This window comes from Microbacterium sp. AC026 (assembly GCF_979258475.1).
In genome coordinates this window covers 208,354-227,591 of record NZ_OZ409857.1, presented here as the reverse complement: position 1 = coordinate 227,591, position 19,238 = coordinate 208,354, and the positions used below count along the sequence as shown (strand labels likewise).

Below are 19,238 nucleotides of genomic sequence, written 5' to 3'. Positions count from 1 at the left end.
ATCAATCTCATGCCAGGCAACCCTGTCGACTTCGCTGCAGACAGGGGCTTGACGATCGACGCGATAAGGTCCTCGCTACTCGGACTCGACGCTGCTCACGTGATGCGGCACGCCAACGGGCTTCGACTCGCTCGAGCCGCGCTGCCGCAGATAGATCGAGAAGGCGACCATCGCGCCGACAGCCAGGAACTCCGACTGCCAGTTCTGCAGCGTGCGGTTCCAGAACTCCGCCGAGACGACATAGTCGATCCACGTCTCCGGTGGCAGGCCGTGCTGCGCGTTCTGCTCGTTGGCGACGACATGGCCGGCGAGCGACTGGGCGAGCCACGAGAGCAGGAAGATCGTTCCCATCGCGAGCAGAAGCGAGTTGGAGTAGATCCACCCGCGCAGTCCGTGCACCTTCGCCCAGCGCGGGGAGTCGACATGCGCGTGCTCTCCGACGAGTTGATCGGCGTCCGACCCCACTCCCTCGTCGCCCGGCTTCTTGGATTCAGGTGATCCTCGCTGGATGAACCAGATGGTCGCGAGGATGAAGAGGAAGAACTGCAGGAACTCCGACTGCCAGTTCTCCGCCACATCGACGAGGAAGTCGGAGGAGGTGATGAACTCCAGATACGGAGTGGGCGGCTGACCGTGCTGAGCCAGCTCCTGGTTGTTGTAGGCGTGTCCCGCGATCGACTGCCCGATCAGGCTGAGCGCGAAGATCGCGAGGAAGACGAGGCTGAGTCCCCCGTCTCTGACGAAGCGACGCATCTCGTTCACTTCCCCGTCAGAGGCAGGGCGATCATGGTCGCCAGCCCGACCACGATGATGAGCGTCCATGACCAGAACGCCATTCGCATCGATGCGCGACCGATGGTTCGATCCGACATGATTGTCTCCTCTCTCTGTCACCTCAGCCGCTGAACGCCTCGAGCGCCGGTCGGGGCGCTCGTCCTCGAGGCTGCCGGGGATGCGGCCCCCGCGGCGGCAATGGTGGGATCCCTCGTGTGACGGGATGTCCGGCGTCGAGCGTCACCGGCTCGTCGTAGTGGGTGATGGTGAGCGGGTCGCCCGCGGCGAGCCGATAGGTGGCCTCCGCCTGGCGGACATCGACACGCAGGACGCAGCCGTGGATGCGCACCCCGAACTCGAGCCCGTCGATCTCGGACGGAAGACGCGGGCAGAACCGCAGGCCGCTGTCGCTGTCGCGCATCCCGCCGAAGCCCGCGGTGATGGCCGTCCAGACCCCCGCGAGAGCGGCGACATGAAGCCCCTGACCGGTGTTGCCATGAAGGTCGTCGAGATCGAGAGTCGCGACCTCGGCGAGGTAGTCGAGCGCGAGATCCAGGTGACCGACCTCTGCGGCGACCACGGCCTGCGCCGCCGCCGACAGCGATGAGTCCCGCACGGTGATCGCCTCGTAATACTCGAACGCACGCTCCTTCTGCTCCGCGGTGAACGACTCATGCGAGATGAACAGGGCGAGCACCAGATCGGCCTGCTTCACGACCTGCTTGCGGTAGAGGTCGAAGTACGGGAAGTGGTCGTGCAGCAGGTATTCGTCCGGCGCCGTCGACTCGAAGTTCCACCGTTCGAGGTCGGTGTAGCCGGCGGACTGCGGGTGCACGCCCCGTTCGTCATCGAAGGGCACCGTCATCGCCGCGGCAGCGAGTTCCCACCTCGCGATCTCGTCGTCTGCGACCTCCAGCTCCGACGCGACCTCCGGATGCCGTCGGGCAGCGGCCGCCGCCCCTCGAAGGTTCTTCTGAGCCGCCAGGTTCGTGAAGACGTTGTCGTTCGCGATGGCCGAGTACTCGTCCGGCCCCGTGACGCCGTCGATGTGGAAGCCGCCGTGCGCATCCCACCGACCGAGCGAGGCCCAGAGGCGAGCGGTCTCGACCAGGATCTCGAGGCCGGCCTCCCGTTCGAAGTCGACATCGCCCGTCGCCCGCACGTAGTGCAGAACCGCTCCGGCCACATCGGCGTTGATGTGGAACGCGGCCGTGCTGGCAGGCCAGTACCCCGACGACTCTCTGCCGTCGATGGTTCGCCACGGCAATGCGGCACCCTGCAGATGCAGTTGCGCCGCCCTGTCACGAGCGCGGTCGAGCACGGAATGTCGCCATCGCAGCGCCTGTTCGGCGGCGTGCGGGAGGGTCGAGGTGAGGACGGGGAGCACGAACGCCTCGAAGTCCCAGAAGGTGTGCCCCTCGTATCCGGAGCCGGTCAGCCCCTTGCCCGGAACGGATCGCAATTCCATGCGGGTGGAGGCCTGGAACACCTGGAAGAGCGCGAAGCGCACGGCCTGCTGCAGCCGTGCCGGTCCGTCGACCCGCACGTCGGCGCACTCCCAGAAGTCGTCCAGCCGTGCCCGTTGATCGGCGACCAGTGCGTCCCATCCGGCCCGCAGCGCGTCGCCGACCGCCGTCTCGGCCCGGTCCCGCAGGGCGGCGGTCGAGAGGTCGGACGAGAACTCATGACCGACGAGCTTGACGATCTCGAGCGTCTCTCCGGCAGCCAGGGATGCGCGCACCGTGGTACGCGCACGGTCGCCCGTCGCATCGACATCCGTCTCGACGCTCGGCTCGTTCCGGGAGAACCGCTCACGCGATGGTCCATCGCGACAGCGGTCGTGAGCCCGCTCTTCCTCGTGCGATGTACGAGGGTGGCGGCAGCCGCGTCGGCTGCCGCGGCCACCCCTCGAGCGGCTCGCTCAGCAGCTCCTGCACCCGGGGGTCGTCGTGCGTGATCGGCAGCGGCTCGTTCGCCAGCAGTTCGGAGATGACGGTGACCTCCGCCGGACCGCCGAGCGCCTGCACACGGTAGTGCACCGCTGCGACGGAGCGGTGCGCGAAGGAGACGATCCTCGTCGACCGGATCCGCACCCGCTGGCCGGTCGGACTGGTCCACTCGACCTCGCGTTCGAGAGTTCCCGCGCGGAAGTCGAGACGACGGGTGTGCGACGTGAGCGATCCACGACGGACATCGAACGGCTCGTCCCCGACGATCAGCCGGATGAGCTGGCCGTTGGCCGCGTTGATCACGCTCTGCCCGCACTCGGGGTAGCCGTATCCCTCTTCGGCATACGGCATCGGGTGCTCTTCGAAGAGGCCGTTCAGATAGCTTCCCGCGACGCCGCGCGGGTCGCCTTCGTCGAGGTTCCCCCGCCAGCCCACATGACCGTTCGAGAGTCCGAAGACGGACTCCTCATGGGCGAGGTTCTCGACGTCGATGCCGTCGGCACCGATGCTCCACTCGTCGATATCGAATCGCGGCCGCGTCCTGCTCATGGGCTCCTCTTCCGTCGACAGTGCTTCCGGAAGAGAACGTAGTCAGGATCGAAGACCGGGAGGAGCGGGTTGATTCCCGCTCCTCCTGCAGGTAAGACGGTCAGAGCTCGACGGGCGGCGCCGGCTCCGAATCCGCGGCCTCGGGGTGACGAGCGAGGTTCACGACGGCGGCGATGAGGCCGCCCCAGATCGTGACCATCGCGATGATCATCATGACGACCGCTGTCGTGGTCATGCGCCCGCTCCCTTCTCCGTCGCGTGCGGTTCCGAGGTCGCGATCAGCGGGATCGACGAGGTCTCGGCATCCGGTTCGTAGTCTTCCTCGGTGAGGAACTCGTCGTACTCGGGATCATCCTTGGCGTGGGAGCGGCCACTCCATGGCAGCGCCGAGAGCAGCAGTGCGATCACGACGAGCGCGATGACCATGCCCCATCCGAAGACGGCGAGGAACCATCCCGGATAGCCGCCGTACGGCTCGGAGATCTTCGAGATCAGCTCGGTGACGAGCAGGTACCCGAGCACGAGGGGCGCGAGCGCGCCGACGAGCAGCATCCACACTCGCCCGACCCGGAAGCTCGACCGACGATCGAGGTGGTCGACGAGTGCCGGCAGCTTGTGCAGCAGCCATGCGACCACGATCACCGCGACCAGTGCGACGGCCATGATGCCGAAAGCATTGACGAAGGCGTCAGCGGTATCGAGCACGGACAGCGCGGTGGTCGTCGAGAACAGTGCCAACGAGACGATCGCGAGCGGGATGGACACCGTGAGCGTCGTGCGGATGCGCGCCCAGCCCAGCTTGTCCTGCAGCGCCGCGACGATCACCTCGAGGATCGAGATGAGCGAGGTCACCCCCGCGAAGACCAGCGCTCCGAAGAAGAGGACGCCGATGATCGAGCCGCCTGCCGCCTGAGAGACGATCGTGGGGAAGGCGATGAAGGCCAGGCCGATTCCCGACGACGCGACACCGGCCACCTCGGTCCCCTGCGCCTGCGCCATGAAGCCGAGGGCCGCGAACACGCCGATTCCCGCGAGGATCTCGAAGCCGGAGTTCGCGAACGCCACGACCAGACCGGAACCGGTGAGGTCGGTCTTGCGCTTCAGGTACGACGAGTAGGTCACCATGATGCCGAAGGCCACCGACAGCGAGAAGAAGATGTGGCCGTAGGCCGATGCCCAGACGGCCGGGTCGCCCAGCGCTTCCCAGTTGGGGGTGAAGAAGGCGTTCAGCCCGTCCATGGCGCCTGGCAGGAACAGCGACTGCACCACGAGGATCGCGAACATCACCGTGAGCAGAGGCATCAGGATCATGTTCGCCCGGCCGATCCCGCGCTTCACACCCAGCGCCATGATGACGATGACGATCAGCCAGACCGCCACGAGCGGGAGGCCGACCTGCGGCACGAAGTCCGTCGAGATGCCCACCTCGGCGACATCGGCCGAGCGGAGGAAGTCGATGAAGAAGAAGTCGTTCTCGTTGCCCGGCCCCCAGGTCAGCTGCGCCGAGAACCAGGTGTACATCGCAGCCCACGCGATGATCACCGCGTAGTAGACCGCGATCACCACGCAGATGAGCACCTGCCACCAGCCGAGTGGCTCGGCCCTGCGGTGCATCCGTCGGAAGGCCAACGGCGCGGAGCCGCGGAATCGGTGGCCGATCGCGTAGTCGAAGAAGAGGAGCGGGATTCCGGCAGTGAGAAGCGCACACAGATACGGGATGAGGAACGCCCCGCCTCCGCCTTCGTACGCCACGTAGGGGAACCTCCAGATGTTCCCCAGCCCGACGGCAGAGCCGATCGCAGAGAGGATGAAGACGTTGCGCGAGCCGAAGGCCTCGCGTTTCGGGGTCTGCGTCGTTGCGGTGGCCATGCGCATGAGGTTACCGGAGTCAGCGTGACGAGACGTGGCGATTCTCGTGCCGATCTCTCCGCTCTCGGATCGTCATCAGGATGCGGCGCCGACTATGGGCGGCAACACTCAGACGTGCTCCCCCATACCGCACCCCTCCGCGCAGCCTCGCGACGATGGCGAGCCACGAGCACACCGCACGCTCGGCGACCCACAGCGGCGCCCACAATGCACTGGTCGCCGGGAACACCGAACGGCCGTCGAGCCGTCGTCGGCCGCGCTCGGCGAGCACGACGATCATGAGCAGCACGAGCGCCAGCGAGCCCGGTCGGTGGCGCAGGATCCACACCGTGGGAAGGATCGCCGCCTCGATCGCGAGGCGCAGCGGCTGCGCCCAGCTGTCGTACGCCTGTCTGACCCGCTGCGAGAGGAAGTGCCGGGCGGTGGGTGGGCGCCGCATGACGTAGATGTCGGGTCGGGAGTGGATTCGACCGCCGGTCGCGCGGACGGTGCGCTCCATCTCGAGATTCTCGAAGAGCGTGTCCGCATCGTATCCGCCTGCCGAGAGCAGTGCCGAGCGCCGCAGAGCGTAGGTTCCGGGGTAGTCGTCCGAGAGGGCGCGGTTGAGGAGGCTGCGAGCGGTGTCCCACCGGGCATGCCAGGGCAGCGGAGCGAAATGGTTCTGCGGCTTCACGAGGGTCGCGCGTTCGAGCTCGGAGACCACCGCGGCGAGCGCGCGATAGTCGTACCGCACGTCGTCGTCGGCGATGACCACACGCTCGTGCCGAGCGGATGCGATGCCCGTGAGCACGCCCCGCACCTTGCCGTTCGCTCCCGTGGTCTCGTCGCACGGGATGTGCCGGACGAGGTTCGACCAGGCCGACGCGTGCGAGGCGAAGCGGTCGGGGTCGGATCCATCGACCACCGTCACGTCCGCCCACGCGCGCAGACGCGTGAGGTAGGCCGTGAGATCGTCCATCGTCTCGTCACTCCCCCATCGCAGCGGGAGGACGTATTCGATGTCCAGGAGTGGAGCGCCGTTCATGGCGGCACGATAGATCGCGTCCGCTCGCCTCTTCTCGGGTATTGACAAGATCCTCAGCCCGTCTTCGCACCGAGGATCGCGGCAGCTGGCGGCTACAGGTCGGCGGGCACTCCGAGCTTCTCCCCCGATGACAGCTCATCCGGCTCTGCGACCAGGTACAGCCCGGTCGGGGCATTCGCGGTGAATGCGAGCGCATCGACCCACCGCCGGTTGATCGATGGCTGCCTGCTGCCGAGGAACCGATAGACCAGCGCACTCCCCGGGTGCAGCCAGACGGTGGTGCGGCCTCCCCCGATGCTCTGATCCTCGCGCCAGCTGAAGTTGAAGGGCTCGGCTCGTCGGAGCTTCGCGGTGATAACGAGCTGCAGGTGACTGAGCGCGCGATCCTCGATCTCGATCCTGATCGAGCCCTCATAGATGAATCTGCCCATCATGCACCTCCCTGCGGCGCGTGCATGGTGAGTCGCGACGGCGACGATGTATCAGATTCGTGCGGCCACGTGAGCGTCAGTGGCGCGCCGGTGAGGTCGGACATGGTGCCAGGTTAGGAAGACAGCGGGCGCTATCGCAGGGTATTGACAAGTTCGCCCTCACCCTGCGCGGTGCCCGCGGGTCAGTCAGGCGCCATCGAGCGTCTTCAGCACCTCGGCGACTCCGTGATAGTCGCGGGCGGGCAGCTCGTGGATGGCGTCGATGGTCGCGACCTCGAGATGATCGACGACGGCGATCCTCAGCAGATCGTCCTTGGTCGCGGGGTAGTCGATGCTCCGGAGGGTCCGTGCGAGTCTCATGTCGGAGGAGGGGTGGGCGGCAAGCGCATGGGGCGATGGGTTCATGCGGTTCATTCTTCGGACCGCGCGGCCCGAACTTCGCCTCTCTTGACAGCCGACGGGATCCCGATGTAAGTGGTCTGAGCGGCCTACATATCCTCGATCAGCAGTTCTCCGTGAGCGTTGAGGCTGTTCATCATCCGTGACACGCGCTCGGCATCCACGTGAATCGGCTCGACGCTGTCGAACGCCAGGACGAGCGGAATGCTCGGATGAATCCATGCGGTCAGTCGGCCGTCGCGGGAATCGTCTCCCGGGATCCAGGACATCATGAAGCTCTCCTGCCGCCTGAGCTTCGTGCCGACGACGATCTTCATGTGCGCGAGCGTCACATCGTCGATGACGATCGGGTTGAGTGTGCTGTCATACCTGAGGCGTCCCATCCGGCGATGCTAGGTGAGCGCCCGCCCGGGTGAAGGGGCGTTGACAACCGGAGGATCGTCGGGTGCTGTCTCAGGCCCGCGGAAGCGCACAGGCGGCCGTGCCGCCGGGAAGACGGTGTCGGAAGCGCGCGATCAGCGAATAGCCCAGCGCAGCGACCCAGGAGAACGGGGGCGTGACGAGGAGCACGCCGGCGAAGCGCAGCTGCCGGGATCGCTGCATGCGGAGCAATCCTGCGAAGGCAGCATGTCCGCGCATCCGACGCGCGCCGACCAGCAGCCACGCGTAGCGGGTGACATCCGCGGAACTCAGTCCGATTTCATCGAGGTCGAGCCATTGCCACGGCTGAGCCTCGGGAAACCTGCCGAGCCAGCGTTCGAGTCGTTGCACCCACGTGGTGCAGAACGCGCAATCGCCGTCATAGACGAGAAGTGGCCGGGCGTGCATGGGATCGACCCTACGCCTCACCGGAGAGCAGTCGCCCACCACATCATCCTTTCGATGACAAGCCCCTGTTCGCCCACGTCACCGGTGGCGGAGCCTGTAGGCATGAGCCACCCAGACGACATCAAGCAACCGCTCGACCATCTGCCTCCTCTCGACGAGCGAGACAAGGCCGTCGAGATCGACGAGCCGCACTATCCGACGTCCGAAGCGGGGCCGACCGGACCCGCGCACGTGTCTCCCGATACCGCCGCGGAGCCCGACAAGCCGAACCGGCACGGCGTGGACAAGCTTCCGCCGACCGCACGCTGATCGGTCATCGACGGTCGGACCCGTCGGATTCGCGGTGCCCCGATTCTGCATCGGCATGCTCGCGGATGCGGCGGGCCTCGTCGATGTCCTGCCGCTCCTTCTCTGCGGCCTTGTCGCTCTTGCGTGTGTCCCTCGGAGGAAGGCGGATCTCCCGCTCTGCGGCGATGCCCGCCTGCAGTTGGCGACCTCGCTCGAGTTCGGCGTCGAACTCCGCTCCGACGAGAAGCGCCAGGTTGGCGATCCACAGCCACAGCAGGAACACCACGATGCCCGCGAGGGAGCCGTAAGTGCGGTCGTAGTTCGAGAAGTTCGCCACATAGAAGGCGAAGCCCGCCGTGGCGACAGCCAGCACGATGATCGCGAGAAGCGCTCCGAGACTGATCCACCGGAAGCGCGGCTGCTTCGCGTTGGGCGTGGCGTAGTAGAGGATCGCGACGGCGAGGACGACGATGAACCCCAACAGAGGCCACTTCGCGATCGACCAGATGGCCTGAGGCACGGTGCCGAGTCCGAGTGAGTCGCCGATGGCTCGTGTGACCGGCCCCGACACCACCAGGATGATCGCCGCGATGACGAACAGCACGATGGTGATCACCGTCACGAGCAGCTGTGCAGGCTTGAGCTTCCAGAACGGTCGCCCCTCGTCGATCTCGTAGATGCGGTTCATCGCTCGACTGAAGGCACCGACGTACCCGGACGCCGACCAGACGGCGAGCAGGATGCCGCTGATCAGCGCGAACCCGGCGGCCGGCGAGTCCGCGACCTGTTCGATCGGGCCCCGAAGAGCGTCCGCCGTGTCGCCCGGGGCGACCTGCTCGACGATGCCGATCACCGCTTCCCCGGCGGCCTGTCCCTGACCGACGACGCCGAGGAGGGAGAAGATCGCTATCAGACCGGGAAAGATAGACAGCACCGCGTAGTACGTCAGCGCGGCAGCTATATCGGTGCACTGGTCGGACGAGAACTCACGGAAGGCCTTCTTCGCCACGTACTTCCATGATCGTCCGTGGAGATCGTCCGGGGAGTCCGGCTTGCTCGAGGCCTCGGGATCGACATTCCCGTCTCGGGCCTCCGTGTGCGGCTGCGACATCTTCATTCCTCTCATGACGGACGGACCCGTCGCCTACCCGCGTGCGACGGGTCCGTCTGGTCGATGGCGGTCAGCTGCCCGCGATGTTCTCGCGCGCCTGCTGCGCCTGATCGGTCACTTCACCGGCCGCGGTCTGCGCTTCGTCCTTCACGACAGCCACGGATTCCTGCGCCGTTTCCCTCACGGACTCGACCGACGCCTGTGCCGGTTCCTTCAGATGCTCGCCGACCTCCTTGGCCACGTCCGTGACCTCATCGAGGAGCGGCTGGGCCTGGTCCTTGACCGTCTTCGCGAGCTGCTGCTCCTTCGACGACGCCGGAACGAGCGATGCGATCAGCAGCCCCGCCCCGAAGGCCATCAGGCCGACCGCGAGCGGATTGCCCTCGGCTTTCGCGATGGCGCGGTCCTTGACCTCGGTCACGCGGTCACCGGCGTCCGAGAGCGTGGATCCCGCATCGTCCGCCGACCCCATGACGCGCTCGCGCACCGAGGTGAAGGCACCGCGCACTTTCCCCATCTGCCGGTCCACGATCTTCGACGGCGTCACCTTGTCGGCGAGCGCGTCGACATCCGACCCCAGCTCCTGTCGCGTCCGCTCGATGTTCGCGCGGATCTCATCGGGTGAATCACTCATCGGTTCTCCTCATTTCTCTTCAGTGCTTCTGGAATCTCCTTGACCGTGTCGACGGTCTGCGGCATGCCCTGGACCTGCTTCAGCTGGCTTCGGCCGACCACGAACAGGATCAGCGCGACAATCGCCCAGATCACGGCCACGACGACGCCCGACCAGCCGCGCCCCATGAGCGAGCCCAGCGCCCACCACAGTGCGACGGACAGGAAGAACACCGCCATCAGCGCCGCATAGCCGGCGGCACCCATGATGCCCGCGCCCTTCGCGGACTTCGTCGCGGTCTCCCGCAGCTCCGCGCGAGCGAGTGCGAGCTCCTGACGCATCAACGTCGACAGGTCTCGCGAGACCTCACCCAGCAGATCGCCGAGCGAGCTCGACGCGGCCTTCGTCTCAGAGGGTGTGGGGTCGCTCATCGCCACCCTCCCCGAGTGCGCCCGATCCGGTCCAGGCGGTCTGTGCGCCGCCGCGACGGGTCGGAGGTGTGAGACCTTCTGTCTCCGTGCGTGTCGGAGCGCCTGCGAGGTCTGCAGCCGTCGCCCCGCCGCTGTCGGCGGCACCGCCCGCGGGAGAGCCGACCGGCACCGGTACGGCCGGGTCCGGGTGGACCTCACGGGGCGGCGTCACCGGCCGTGGAGATGTATGCGTGTCATCTGCCGAGGCGTTCGATGCCAGCGCTCGGGTGAGCCTGCCGACGGCGACGCCGACGATCGCCGCCCCGAGGATGAAGGTTCCGGGCTTGCGTCTCGCATACCGCTTCACCTCCGTGAGCACGGAGGCCGGATCCCGGTCCCCGAGCCAGCTCGCCGCGCCCGACAGCCGTCCGGCGACCTGCTGCACCAGATCGCTCGCGACACCGCTGCCCTCCGAGTTCGCAGCCATCGAACCGAGTTCGTCGCTGACCGACCGAAGCCCACCGGCGAGGCGCTGCTGCTGCGTGTGCGCCTGCTCCTTCAGCTCACGGGTGGTCTGCGCGTACAGGTCCTTCGCCTGCGTCTTGGCCTCGCCGACGACGCTCGCCGCCTCTGCCTTGGCGGTGCCCATCACGTCCTTCGCCTGAGCGCCGGCCGTGTCGGCAAGACCGGCCGCCTCGTTCTTGGCAGCCTCCGCCTTCCCTGAATCCTGCTCGTGATGCGCGTCCGAGCCGCTCAGGCTCGTCGTGCCATAAGTGTCCGACATCAGTGCTCCTTCGTGCGGGGTCGTCTCGGATCGAACGACTTCGTCGACCGATCCGCTGGATTGGTGAGCACTGGTCTAACGGGGTGAGAAAGCCGTTCCAGCACCCTTGCCGAAATCGAGGTCTCGGGTGTAAAGGCGTCCGACCGAGACGCCTGCGAACGGCGCAGGAACACTCTCGATCGGTCTGCAAGGGCCTTGCGGGGGGCACCCCACCCCTGTAGGTCTGGGCACAGAAGGAGATCTACGAAGGGACGTCCCATCATGGGCAAGTTCGTGTACGAGGGAAATCAGAAGATGGAGATCGACGACCGCGCGCTCCATCATCTGCAGATCGTGATGACGACGAAGCTGCGCCGCGGCGAGCCGTTCCTCTTCACCTGGAGGGAGGACGCCAGCATCGGCGGAGGTCGGAGCTCGGTCTGGATGCACCCCGGCTGCAACCTCGTCTTCAAGTACACCGGCGGCAAAGTCCCCGAGCTCAATCGGCACTGGATCGACGCGCTCGCGTTCACCGCGAATGCGCCGTCCGGACTGTATCTGGTTCACGAACCCGAGAACGTGAGCGCAGAGCAGGGCCATGCCGTGGGCGTGAGTTGAGGATCGCATCCGAATGCCGTTCGATGTGATCCGCGACCCGCACTCGCCGAACGACCTGACCGCTGTCTTCCGCCGCCTGGCTGACGCTCTGGATCCGGACTATGACGTCATCGACACCGTGGACCTTCTCGTCGAGGCCGCGACGCACTTCACCCCTGCGGTCGACGCCGGCATCGTCCTGGCCGACGCCGGAGGACAACTCCACGTGCTGGGCTCGACGAGTGAGCGCGCGAGCGATGTGGAGGAGGCAGAGCTCGGCATCGAGCAGGGCCCCTGCCTCGACAGCTTCCGGTCCGGGCGCGTGGTGGAGACACCCGATCTGCGGGCGAGCGCCGATCGCTGGCCCGAGTTCGCTCCTCTCGCGGTGCGACGCGGCCTTCGCGCTGGCTACGCGGTGCCGCTCTCGCTTCGCGATCAGCACCTCGGTGCGCTGAACCTGTTCTTCGATCGGGTCGGTGTGCTCACCGACCAGGATGCGGCCGTCGCTCAGGCACTCGGCGAGTTCGCCACGATCGGTCTGGTGCAGCATCGCACGCTCCGCGCGCACGCCGACCGCACCGCGCAGCTTCAGCACGCGCTCGACAGCAGGATCGTGATCGAGCAGGCGAAGGGCGCGCTGTCGTTTCAGCGCAGCGTCTCCATCGACGATGCCTTCACCATCCTTCGACGACGCGCGCGTTCTGTCGGTGCGCGCCTGCACGATGTCGCGCAGCAGATCGTCGACCGCCGCCTCACCCTGTGAGCGACTCGGTCACCGCCCTCCGCCTGCGCCTTCCGACTCTGCGCCGTCGGTGGGATCGATGATCTCCGCAGTCAGACAGACGCCGCCCGTGCTGCTGAGCGTCTGAGAGAGCTCCTCGATCCACCGACGGTTCAGCGTCGGCGCCTCCGTCTCGTCGAACACGAAGCGCAGCGGGATCGACGGATGCAGCCAGATGGTCGATCGACCGGGGGCCTCGCCGTCCTTGTGGATCCACGACAGGGTGAAGCTCTCGTTGCGGCGCAGCTTCGTCGTGACGACGATCTTGAGGTGAGCCAACGCTCGGTCCTCGATGAGGATCGGCGGCTGAGCGGCTCCGTAGAAGAGTCTTCCCATGAATCAACGCTACGCGCGTGCGGCGCGAGATGGGAGGTGACTCTTGTCCGCTCGTCTGCCGTCAGATGCGCTGCACGGGCATCGGCTCGTCGGCGAGCCCGCTGAGGAAGTCCGCGGACGGCGCGAAGAAGGTGCTGCCGGTCGTGGCGCGGGAGAAGTCCAGGAGTCGGTCGTAGGCGCCGGGCGGGTCACCGATGAACATGTTCTCGAGCATCTTCTCGATGACCCACAGGTAGCGCGAGTATCCGATGAAGTAGGTGCCGAAGGACGACGAGCCCGGGCTGCCGAAAGGCATGTTGTCACGAAGGATGTCGTGCTCGACACCGTCGACCACGATCGTGGCGAGGGTCTTGTGGGACTTCTGCCCGACGGCCGCATCGTCGAGCTCGACATTGTCGGCCTTCTTGCGGCCGATCACGGCCTCCTGCTGCTCGGTCGTCAGCGCCTGCCACTGACCGAGGTCGTGCAGATATCGCTGGACGACGACGTAGCTGCCCCCGACGTGATCACCGTCCTCTGCGCCCACCAGCGTCGACTCGGCGACGGCGTTCCCCACCGGGTTCGCGGTCCCGTCGACGAAGCCGAGCAGGTCGCGCACGTCGAAATACCGGAATCCCGAGGTCTCGTCGACCACGGTCACGGCGTCGCCCAGCACGTCGAGCAACTGGCGCTCGAACTCGAACACGAGATCCTGGCGGTTCGCACGGATATGGAAGAGGAGATCCCCGGGCGTGCCCGGCGCGGTGTGCACCGGGCCGACGACCGGTGCGAAGGGGTGCAGCTCGGCCGGAACCCGGCGCGCGGTGAGGCGCGGCCACGCCGCGGCTCCGATGCCGACCGTGCACGACAGCATCGCGTCGAGATCACGGAATCCGACGTTCTTCACGAGGTCGTCGATACCGGCGATCGCGTCGCGCGCGGTCGACGCGGCATCCGCTCCGTCAGCGATCTGCAACACGAGGAACGTCGCGCTGGACGTCAGCGGCGCATCGACCTTCTGCGATTCGATCGGGACCCGGCGGGAGGAGAGGTGCTCACCTCCCCGAACCTAGAGGATGTCGACGAGCACGGCTTCGACGGGTGTCGAAGGAACATGAGGACTCCCGCGGGCACCCTTGAGTACGACACGGAATCCCGACATCATGACCCCGACGGCATACCGACGACAGGAGATGCACCCATGAGCGACGTCAGCGACTTCATCCGGGCGGACGTTCCCCCTCCGGCCCGGGGTGTCTGGACTGCGAGGCGATCGGCTCGTGGTGGCTGCATCTGCGCCGGTGCGCCTACTGCGGGCACATCGGATGCTGCGACGACTCCTTGCACAAGCATGCGACGAAGCACGCGCACACGAGCGGCCATCGAGTGATCCAGAGCTTCGAGCCCGGTGAGGACTGGTTCTGGGACTTCGGCACCGAGACAGCCTTCGACGGTCCCGTCCTCGCTCCCCCGCACAGCCATCCGCGGTCGCAGACCACCCCCGGCCCGGCTGAGCGCGTGCCTGCGGACTGGCAGGAGCAGCTCGCAGGCGACGCGTGACCGAGGCACCCGACCAGCGGTCGCCCCTGCGTCTCATCGCCGACGCCGACGGGCCGCAGGCTTTCGCGTTGCGCGACTATCTGACCCGCAGCGAGGTTCCGTTCCTGCCGATCATGGTTCCCCGGGGTGCCGCCGCGGCGGCAGGAATCGACCTGACCGGCAGGCGGCTACCGCTGGTCGTCCTTCCCGAAGGCGCCGTGTTGGAGGACCCGAATCCCGAGCAGGTCGCTGCGGCTCTCGGCTGGGTGAAGCCTCCGGCGCAGTCGACGTACGACCTCATCATCTACGGAGCAGGACCCGCCGGACTCTCGGCCGCCGTCTACGCGGCATCCGAGGGTCTCAGCGTCGCCGTCGTAGAGCGCGACGCCCTCGGCGGGCAGGCCGGTTTCAGCAGCCTCATCGAGAACTACCTCGGTTTCCCCGGGGGGATCTCCGGGGCGGAGCTCGCCGAGCGCGCCCGCCGGCAGGCGCTCTCCTTCGGCGCCGAACTCATCGTCATGAGGTACGGCATCGCCCGCACGTTCAGGGACCACGACGTGCGGGCTCGGCTCGCCGACGGGTCGGAGATCCATGCACGCGCGGCGCTCTGCGCCACCGGCGTGCAATGGCGCAGACTCGGCCTCGACGGCGAGCAGGGCTTCCGCGGTGCCGGCATCTACTACGGCGCGGGCACCAGCGAAGCCTCCGCCTGCATCGGTCAGCACGTGTACGTCGTCGGCGGCGCCAACTCCGCAGGACAGGCGGCCATGAACCTCGCGGCCCACGCGGCGCACGTCACTGTCGTCGTCCGCGGCCCCTCGCTCTCGTCGACCATGTCGGCCTATCTGCTCGACCGGCTCGCCGCGCAGAGCAACGTCACCATCCTCGTCCACTCCCGCGTCGTCGCGGTCGATGGAGACGAGCATCTGCGGGAGATCACCCTCGACCAGGCGGGCAGGACCACACGCGTGCCCGCGACCCACCTGTTCGTCTGCATCGGCGGGGCTCCCAACACCGAGTGGGCGGCGACGACGGATGTGCAGCTCGACAGTCGCGGGTTCCTACTCACCGGCGTGGACCTCTCCTCCGACGACCTGCAGAAGTGGCCGCTGGATCGCTCGCCCTACTACCTCGAGACATCCGTGCCCGGGATCTTCGCGGCCGGCGACGTCCGTGCGAACTCCGTCAAGCGCGTCGCATCCGCCGTCGGCGAGGGCGCGATGGCCGTCACCCTCATCCACCGATACCTCGCCGAAGGCGCTCAACGCTGATCGCGCTCGGAGGGCGCCGATCAGCGCAGTGGTGTGATGCCCTGTGCTCCGCGGGGAACATGGCCAGCACCGCGGGGTCGATGTTCAGGTGTGCGGAGACGAGCTGCGGGGGCACGTGGGAGAGCCAGTTCGCGAGCGAGATCTCCTCGTACTTGTCGGTGCGGAACACCTCGAGGAACTGCAGCACGTCGTCACCGGTGTTCTCGATGTAATGGCCGAGATTCTTCCTGACCACGCCCACGTCACCGGCGCGGAAGTCGGTCGTGTTCGCATGGGGGCCGGTGTTGAACACGGTCATGCGGGCGGAGCCGCGCAGGTAGTACTGCCATTCGTCGGCGTTCGGGTGCCAGTGCAGCTCGCGCATCGACCCCGGCTCGACCGTCACGAGGGCTGCAGCGACGGTGCTGGAGTAGGCGTAGTTCGTCGAGTCGGCGATCTGGATGGATCCGCCGGAGTTCTCATACAGCGGCTTCGAACGCGACAGTCGGAAGATGACCGGTTCCATGCCCCATTCCACGCCCGCGGCGGCCTGGTCGATGTCGAGCGCGGGTGGCTCTTCGCCGGGGAAGATCCAGAGGTTGTGCAGCGGGATGTCGGAGAAGACCGACTGCGCGACGCCGAAGTTCTTCGCGAGGACCTCGGGCGGGGTGTGTGCGAACCAGTCGGTCAGCAGCAGTGTGTTCGACTCGGACTGGTCGCCGTCATCGAACGCCAGCACGAACTCCGCCCCGTCGGGCCCGAGACCCTGCAGGGAGTGCGGGGTGCCCGCCGGGAAGAACCACAGGTCGCCCTCTTCGACATCCTCCACCGCGGGCAGACCCGATCTGCTGAGAGTCGTCACGCGCGCCTTGCCGCGGGTCATGACCGCCCATTCGGCGGTCTGGTGCCAGTGCAGTTCGCGGATGCCGCCCGGCTCGAGGTACATGTTGACCCCGGCGATCTCGTCGGAGATGTGGAAGTCCTGCTTCGTGAGCTCCCGCGCCCAGCCGCCGCGCTGCACCCGGCGGGGTGAGATGTTGAACGAGGACCAGAAGAACGGCTGCGTGCTGATGTCCGTCGCCGGCGCGTGCATCTGGTTCGGGAACTGCGACTCGATGACCTCGTTCTGCGGACCGGTCATCGTGTTGCTCTGCGGGCGGTCGGCGATGTTCACCTCCCCCTCCTGCGGCAGATCGGGGTCGCCCAGCGACGGGATCTCGGGGTGAGTGGTGGGGTTGTCGTCACGTTCCATGCGGGATGCTCCGTCTCTTGTCGCGGGTGCGGCGCTTCTCGACGCCGCGGTGGTGAGGCAGGGGGATGGCGAGCAGGTGCGTCACCTCGAGCTCCTGGGTGCTCATCGCGCGCGCACGGGCGATCTGCTGGGCGTCGAACTCGGTGGTGCGACCTTCGTGTTGACTCACGTGCTCGCGCCACGAGCCGACGGAGTACGCCTCGATGACCGACCCCGGGTCGTCGGCGTCGACGTACACCTGCCACCCCCGCGCCCCCGTCCGCAGACGGGTCTGCTGCACGCCGGTCATCGTGTCGAGGAACTCCTGTCTCCGCTCGACCGGAATGCGATACCGGATGACCACCAGAACGGGCGCGTCGTCAGCACCGTCCGGGCGGGGCCCGTCCTCGACCCCCGGCACCTCCACGATGCCGCGGCCGATGCCGCTCGTCGCCGGCATGGGCCACACGAGCAGGGAGAGTCCGCCCAGGCCGCAAAGGATCCCGGCCCCGATGACCACGAGCCCGGGATCCCACACGGACGCGAGCACGCCCGCGCCCGCAGACCCGGCGGCCGTGCAGCCGAAGAGGACGAGCTGGTAGAACGACAGGCCGCGCGTACGCACCCAGACGGGCAGGAACGCCTGCACCGTGCCGTTGATGGTCGCGATCACCCCGATCCAGGCGAGACCGGTCGCCACGAGCGCCGGAAAGGTGATCCACAGGGTCGGCGAGGTCACGAGGACCACGAGTCCCGCCCCGAAGACCACGGACGAGGTCAGCACCACACCGTTGACCGCTGCGACGCGCCGCGCCCACGGAAGCACGAACGCACCGACGATCGATCCTGCTCCCAGCGCTGCCAGCAGAAGGCCGTAGCCACTCGCAGAGAACCCGAGCGAGTTCTTGGCGATGGTCGGCAGCAGCGCCCAGAGCGCGTTCGCCGGTATCAGGAAGACGGCGAGCCGCAGCAGGATGCGGCGGACGATCCGCGAGTGGCGGATGTAGCGGATGCCGGCCCGCGTCGCATCGACGAAGGGCTCGGGCCGAGCCACCGGCGGACTGTAGGTCTTCCAGAAGAGCAGCACGCCCAGGAACACCAGGAAGGAGAGCGCATTGAGCAGGAAGACCGCCGCGACGCCGAACTGGGCGACCACGAGGCCGGCGATCGCCGGTCCCACCGCGCGGGCGATGTTCACGCCGATCGAGGAGAGGCTCGCCGCATCGATCAGGAGCTTCGGCGGCACGATGTCCGGCACGAGTGCCTGGAACGCCGGCAGCTGGATGGCCGAGACCGTCCCCAGCACGAACGTCGACGCCAGCAGGATGGTCGTGGTCGTCTGGCCGACCGCGGTCAGATACGTGAGACCCAGCACGACGGCGAGTTGGACCGTCTGCGACCAGAGAAGGACGCGCCGACGGTTGAGGAACTCGCCGATGACGCCGGCCGGGATCGCGAACAGGAGCACGGGCGCTGCCGATGCCGTCTGCACGAGCGCGACGAGCAGCGGCGAGCTGTCGTCCTGCACCAGGAGCCATTGAGCGCCGACGGTCTGCATCCAGCTGCCGATGTTGCTGACGATCGATGCCAGCCACACCAGGCGGAAGATCGGCACAGCGAGCGGCGCGAACCCCGCCGTCCAACCGGGGCGGGGGTCGACAGCATTCCCCTGCTGCTCAGCCACGGGTCTCGATCTCGTCGAGGATGCTGTCGATGAACCGCACGATCTCCGCGGCGTGCGTCTGCGTGACCAGGTGCGGTGCGTCCAGCTCCCTCACCGCTCGACATCCCGCTCGCCGATATCCGAAGCGCTGGAGGTGCGGGCTGATGAGACGGTCGTGAGTCGCCACGACGCCCCAGCTCGGCGTCACGCTCCAGCCCGCGCCGGACGCCCGCTCGGCGAACACGGAGTCGGAGATCGGGCGCTGTGAGACCGCGAGGACTCCCGATTCGTCGGCGGGAAGGCCCTGCGCGAGAAGGCGCGCGAACTGGTCGGGTGCGACGGTCAGCTCCGTTCGCCGTGCGCCGTCTTCACCCGGGAACACGGTGGCCACGAGATGCGCGGATGCCTCTGCCGGCGCGAAGAGGTCTCGCATCTCGGCGATGCTCTCGCCCCGTTCCAGCGCATAGCCCGCGATGAAGAGCAGCCCTGAGACGTTCGCCGCCTCGGCGACGACCGTGATGACGGCCGCGCCATACCCGTGTCCGACGAGCAGCACCTCTCCGTCGACGTGCTCGACGATCGTGCGGATGTAGTCGCAGTCGCCGCGGAAGCTGCGGCCGGTCACCGGAGGAGCGAGCACCCGGTGTCCGCCGTCGAGCAGGCGGAGCACGACCGGCCACCAACCGGATGCGTCGAGGAAGGCTCCGTGCACGAGGACGACCGTGCTGCTGCTCATCATCGCGTCACCTCGTGTCCCTTCGTCCGCTGAATACGAATCTATGAACCGTCAGACTCACGACCATGCGACAGGAGTCGAAGACGGTCGTTCCTCACTTCTGCCTGCTTTCCGCCTG

At 67.3% G+C, this 19,238-nt stretch carries 24 protein-coding genes; 5 read left to right on the top strand and 19 right to left on the bottom strand.

Going from position 1 to position 19,238, the window contains the following annotated elements:
- Positions 1–75: 75 nt before the first annotated feature.
- The 10 genes from ACZZ93_RS01185 to ACZZ93_RS01140 form a co-directional block, all read right to left on the bottom strand.
- Positions 76–753, bottom strand: a complete 678-nt coding sequence (locus ACZZ93_RS01185; RefSeq protein WP_295101365.1) for a DUF6766 family protein — start codon at positions 751–753, stop codon at positions 76–78.
- A 142-nt stretch (positions 754–895) separates the two neighbouring features.
- Positions 896–2,515 (bottom strand): glycoside hydrolase family 65 protein, encoded by a 1,620-nt coding sequence (locus tag ACZZ93_RS01180; RefSeq protein WP_463510315.1) that lies wholly within the window; start codon positions 2,513–2,515, stop codon positions 896–898.
- Between the two features lie 70 nt (positions 2,516–2,585).
- Positions 2,586–3,272, bottom strand: coding sequence for a hypothetical protein (locus ACZZ93_RS01175; RefSeq protein ID WP_463510314.1), 687 nt, complete (start codon positions 3,270–3,272; stop codon positions 2,586–2,588).
- 100 nt (positions 3,273–3,372) lie between these two features.
- Complete coding sequence (locus ACZZ93_RS01170; RefSeq protein WP_072591348.1) at positions 3,373–3,507, bottom strand: methionine/alanine import family NSS transporter small subunit; 135 nt, start codon at positions 3,505–3,507, stop codon at positions 3,373–3,375.
- Positions 3,504–5,141 carry a sodium-dependent transporter gene (locus ACZZ93_RS01165; RefSeq protein ID WP_053099140.1) on the bottom strand — a complete coding sequence of 546 codons (1,638 nt, stop codon included), beginning with the start codon at positions 5,139–5,141 and terminating at the stop codon, positions 3,504–3,506. Before ACZZ93_RS01165 ends, ACZZ93_RS01170 begins: the two co-directional genes overlap by 4 nt.
- Before the next feature lie 19 nt (positions 5,142–5,160).
- Positions 5,161–6,165 (bottom strand): glycosyltransferase family 2 protein, encoded by a 1,005-nt coding sequence (locus ACZZ93_RS01160; RefSeq protein ID WP_463510313.1) that lies wholly within the window; start codon positions 6,163–6,165, stop codon positions 5,161–5,163.
- 92 nt (positions 6,166–6,257) lie between these two features.
- On the bottom strand, positions 6,258–6,596 hold the full coding sequence (locus ACZZ93_RS01155) for a DUF7882 family protein (RefSeq protein ID WP_072591349.1): 339 nt from the start codon (positions 6,594–6,596) through the stop codon (positions 6,258–6,260).
- 186 nt (positions 6,597–6,782) lie between these two features.
- Positions 6,783–7,001, bottom strand: a complete 219-nt coding sequence (locus ACZZ93_RS01150) for a DUF2795 domain-containing protein (protein ID WP_187249711.1) — start codon at positions 6,999–7,001, stop codon at positions 6,783–6,785.
- Positions 7,002–7,084: 83 nt separating this feature from the next.
- Positions 7,085–7,378 (bottom strand): DUF7882 family protein, encoded by a 294-nt coding sequence (locus ACZZ93_RS01145; RefSeq protein ID WP_463510312.1) that lies wholly within the window; start codon positions 7,376–7,378, stop codon positions 7,085–7,087.
- Positions 7,379–7,448: 70 nt separating this feature from the next.
- Entirely contained in the window at positions 7,449–7,823 is a 375-nt protein-coding gene (locus ACZZ93_RS01140) for a thiol-disulfide oxidoreductase DCC family protein (RefSeq protein ID WP_072591350.1), read from the bottom strand.
- A 102-nt stretch (positions 7,824–7,925) separates the two neighbouring features.
- On the opposite strand from ACZZ93_RS01140, the gene ACZZ93_RS01135 reads away from it, so the two are divergent.
- Entirely contained in the window at positions 7,926–8,132 is a 207-nt protein-coding gene (locus tag ACZZ93_RS01135; RefSeq protein ID WP_072591351.1) for a hypothetical protein, read from the top strand.
- Positions 8,133–8,136: 4 nt separating this feature from the next.
- On the opposite strand, the gene ACZZ93_RS01130 is transcribed toward ACZZ93_RS01135, so the two are convergent.
- From ACZZ93_RS01130 to ACZZ93_RS01115, 4 genes are all read right to left on the bottom strand, one after another.
- Entirely contained in the window at positions 8,137–9,228 is a 1,092-nt protein-coding gene (locus ACZZ93_RS01130; protein WP_431738229.1) for a YihY/virulence factor BrkB family protein, read from the bottom strand.
- 64 nt (positions 9,229–9,292) lie between these two features.
- Positions 9,293–9,856, bottom strand: coding sequence for a DUF3618 domain-containing protein (locus ACZZ93_RS01125; RefSeq protein ID WP_320488465.1), 564 nt, complete (start codon positions 9,854–9,856; stop codon positions 9,293–9,295).
- A complete protein-coding gene (locus tag ACZZ93_RS01120) occupies positions 9,853–10,266 on the bottom strand; it encodes a phage holin family protein (protein ID WP_463510311.1) in 414 nt (137 codons plus the stop codon). Before ACZZ93_RS01120 ends, ACZZ93_RS01125 begins: the two co-directional genes overlap by 4 nt.
- Positions 10,244–11,029 carry a hypothetical protein gene (locus tag ACZZ93_RS01115; RefSeq protein ID WP_463510310.1) on the bottom strand — a complete coding sequence of 262 codons (786 nt, stop codon included), beginning with the start codon at positions 11,027–11,029 and terminating at the stop codon, positions 10,244–10,246. The genes ACZZ93_RS01120 and ACZZ93_RS01115 overlap by 23 nt, the downstream gene beginning before the upstream one ends.
- 261 nt (positions 11,030–11,290) lie before the next feature.
- On the opposite strand from ACZZ93_RS01115, the gene ACZZ93_RS01110 reads away from it, so the two are divergent.
- Both ACZZ93_RS01110 and ACZZ93_RS01105 read left to right on the top strand, forming a co-directional pair.
- Positions 11,291–11,626: a DUF7882 family protein gene (locus ACZZ93_RS01110; protein ID WP_463510309.1), complete on the top strand. Its 336-nt coding sequence runs from the start codon at positions 11,291–11,293 to the stop codon at positions 11,624–11,626.
- A gap of 13 nt (positions 11,627–11,639) precedes the next feature.
- Positions 11,640–12,368, top strand: coding sequence for a GAF and ANTAR domain-containing protein (locus ACZZ93_RS01105; RefSeq protein ID WP_463510308.1), 729 nt, complete (start codon positions 11,640–11,642; stop codon positions 12,366–12,368).
- A gap of 9 nt (positions 12,369–12,377) precedes the next feature.
- Here ACZZ93_RS01105 and ACZZ93_RS01100 read toward each other — a convergent pair whose 3' ends face one another.
- Together ACZZ93_RS01100 and ACZZ93_RS01095 are read right to left on the bottom strand one after the other, a co-directional pair.
- Positions 12,378–12,722 carry a DUF7882 family protein gene (locus ACZZ93_RS01100; RefSeq protein WP_463510307.1) on the bottom strand — a complete coding sequence of 115 codons (345 nt, stop codon included), beginning with the start codon at positions 12,720–12,722 and terminating at the stop codon, positions 12,378–12,380.
- Between the two features lie 61 nt (positions 12,723–12,783).
- Positions 12,784–13,731: a Dyp-type peroxidase gene (locus ACZZ93_RS01095; protein WP_463511714.1), complete on the bottom strand. Its 948-nt coding sequence runs from the start codon at positions 13,729–13,731 to the stop codon at positions 12,784–12,786.
- A gap of 227 nt (positions 13,732–13,958) precedes the next feature.
- Here ACZZ93_RS01095 and ACZZ93_RS01090 point away from each other — a divergent pair, with 227 nt between their 5' ends.
- On the top strand, positions 13,959–14,261 hold the full coding sequence (locus ACZZ93_RS01090) for a UBP-type zinc finger domain-containing protein (protein WP_463508103.1): 303 nt from the start codon (positions 13,959–13,961) through the stop codon (positions 14,259–14,261).
- Entirely contained in the window at positions 14,258–15,511 is a 1,254-nt protein-coding gene (locus ACZZ93_RS01085; RefSeq protein ID WP_463510306.1) for an NAD(P)/FAD-dependent oxidoreductase, read from the top strand. Before ACZZ93_RS01090 ends, ACZZ93_RS01085 begins: the two co-directional genes overlap by 4 nt.
- On the opposite strand, the gene ACZZ93_RS01080 is transcribed toward ACZZ93_RS01085, so the two are convergent.
- From ACZZ93_RS01080 to ACZZ93_RS01070, 3 genes are read right to left on the bottom strand one after another with little or no spacing between them, the layout of a single operon-like run.
- Positions 15,474–16,742: a cupin domain-containing protein gene (locus tag ACZZ93_RS01080; protein WP_463510305.1), complete on the bottom strand. Its 1,269-nt coding sequence runs from the start codon at positions 16,740–16,742 to the stop codon at positions 15,474–15,476. The genes ACZZ93_RS01085 and ACZZ93_RS01080 overlap by 38 nt on opposite strands.
- The gene (locus ACZZ93_RS01075; RefSeq protein ID WP_463510304.1) at positions 16,732–18,405 is read right to left on the bottom strand and encodes an MFS transporter; all 1,674 of its coding nucleotides are present in this window, start codon (positions 18,403–18,405) and stop codon (positions 16,732–16,734) included. The genes ACZZ93_RS01080 and ACZZ93_RS01075 overlap by 11 nt, the downstream gene beginning before the upstream one ends.
- Positions 18,398–19,120 carry an alpha/beta fold hydrolase gene (locus ACZZ93_RS01070; RefSeq protein WP_463510303.1) on the bottom strand — a complete coding sequence of 241 codons (723 nt, stop codon included), beginning with the start codon at positions 19,118–19,120 and terminating at the stop codon, positions 18,398–18,400. The genes ACZZ93_RS01075 and ACZZ93_RS01070 overlap by 8 nt, the downstream gene beginning before the upstream one ends.
- Positions 19,121–19,238 lie beyond the last annotated feature (118 nt).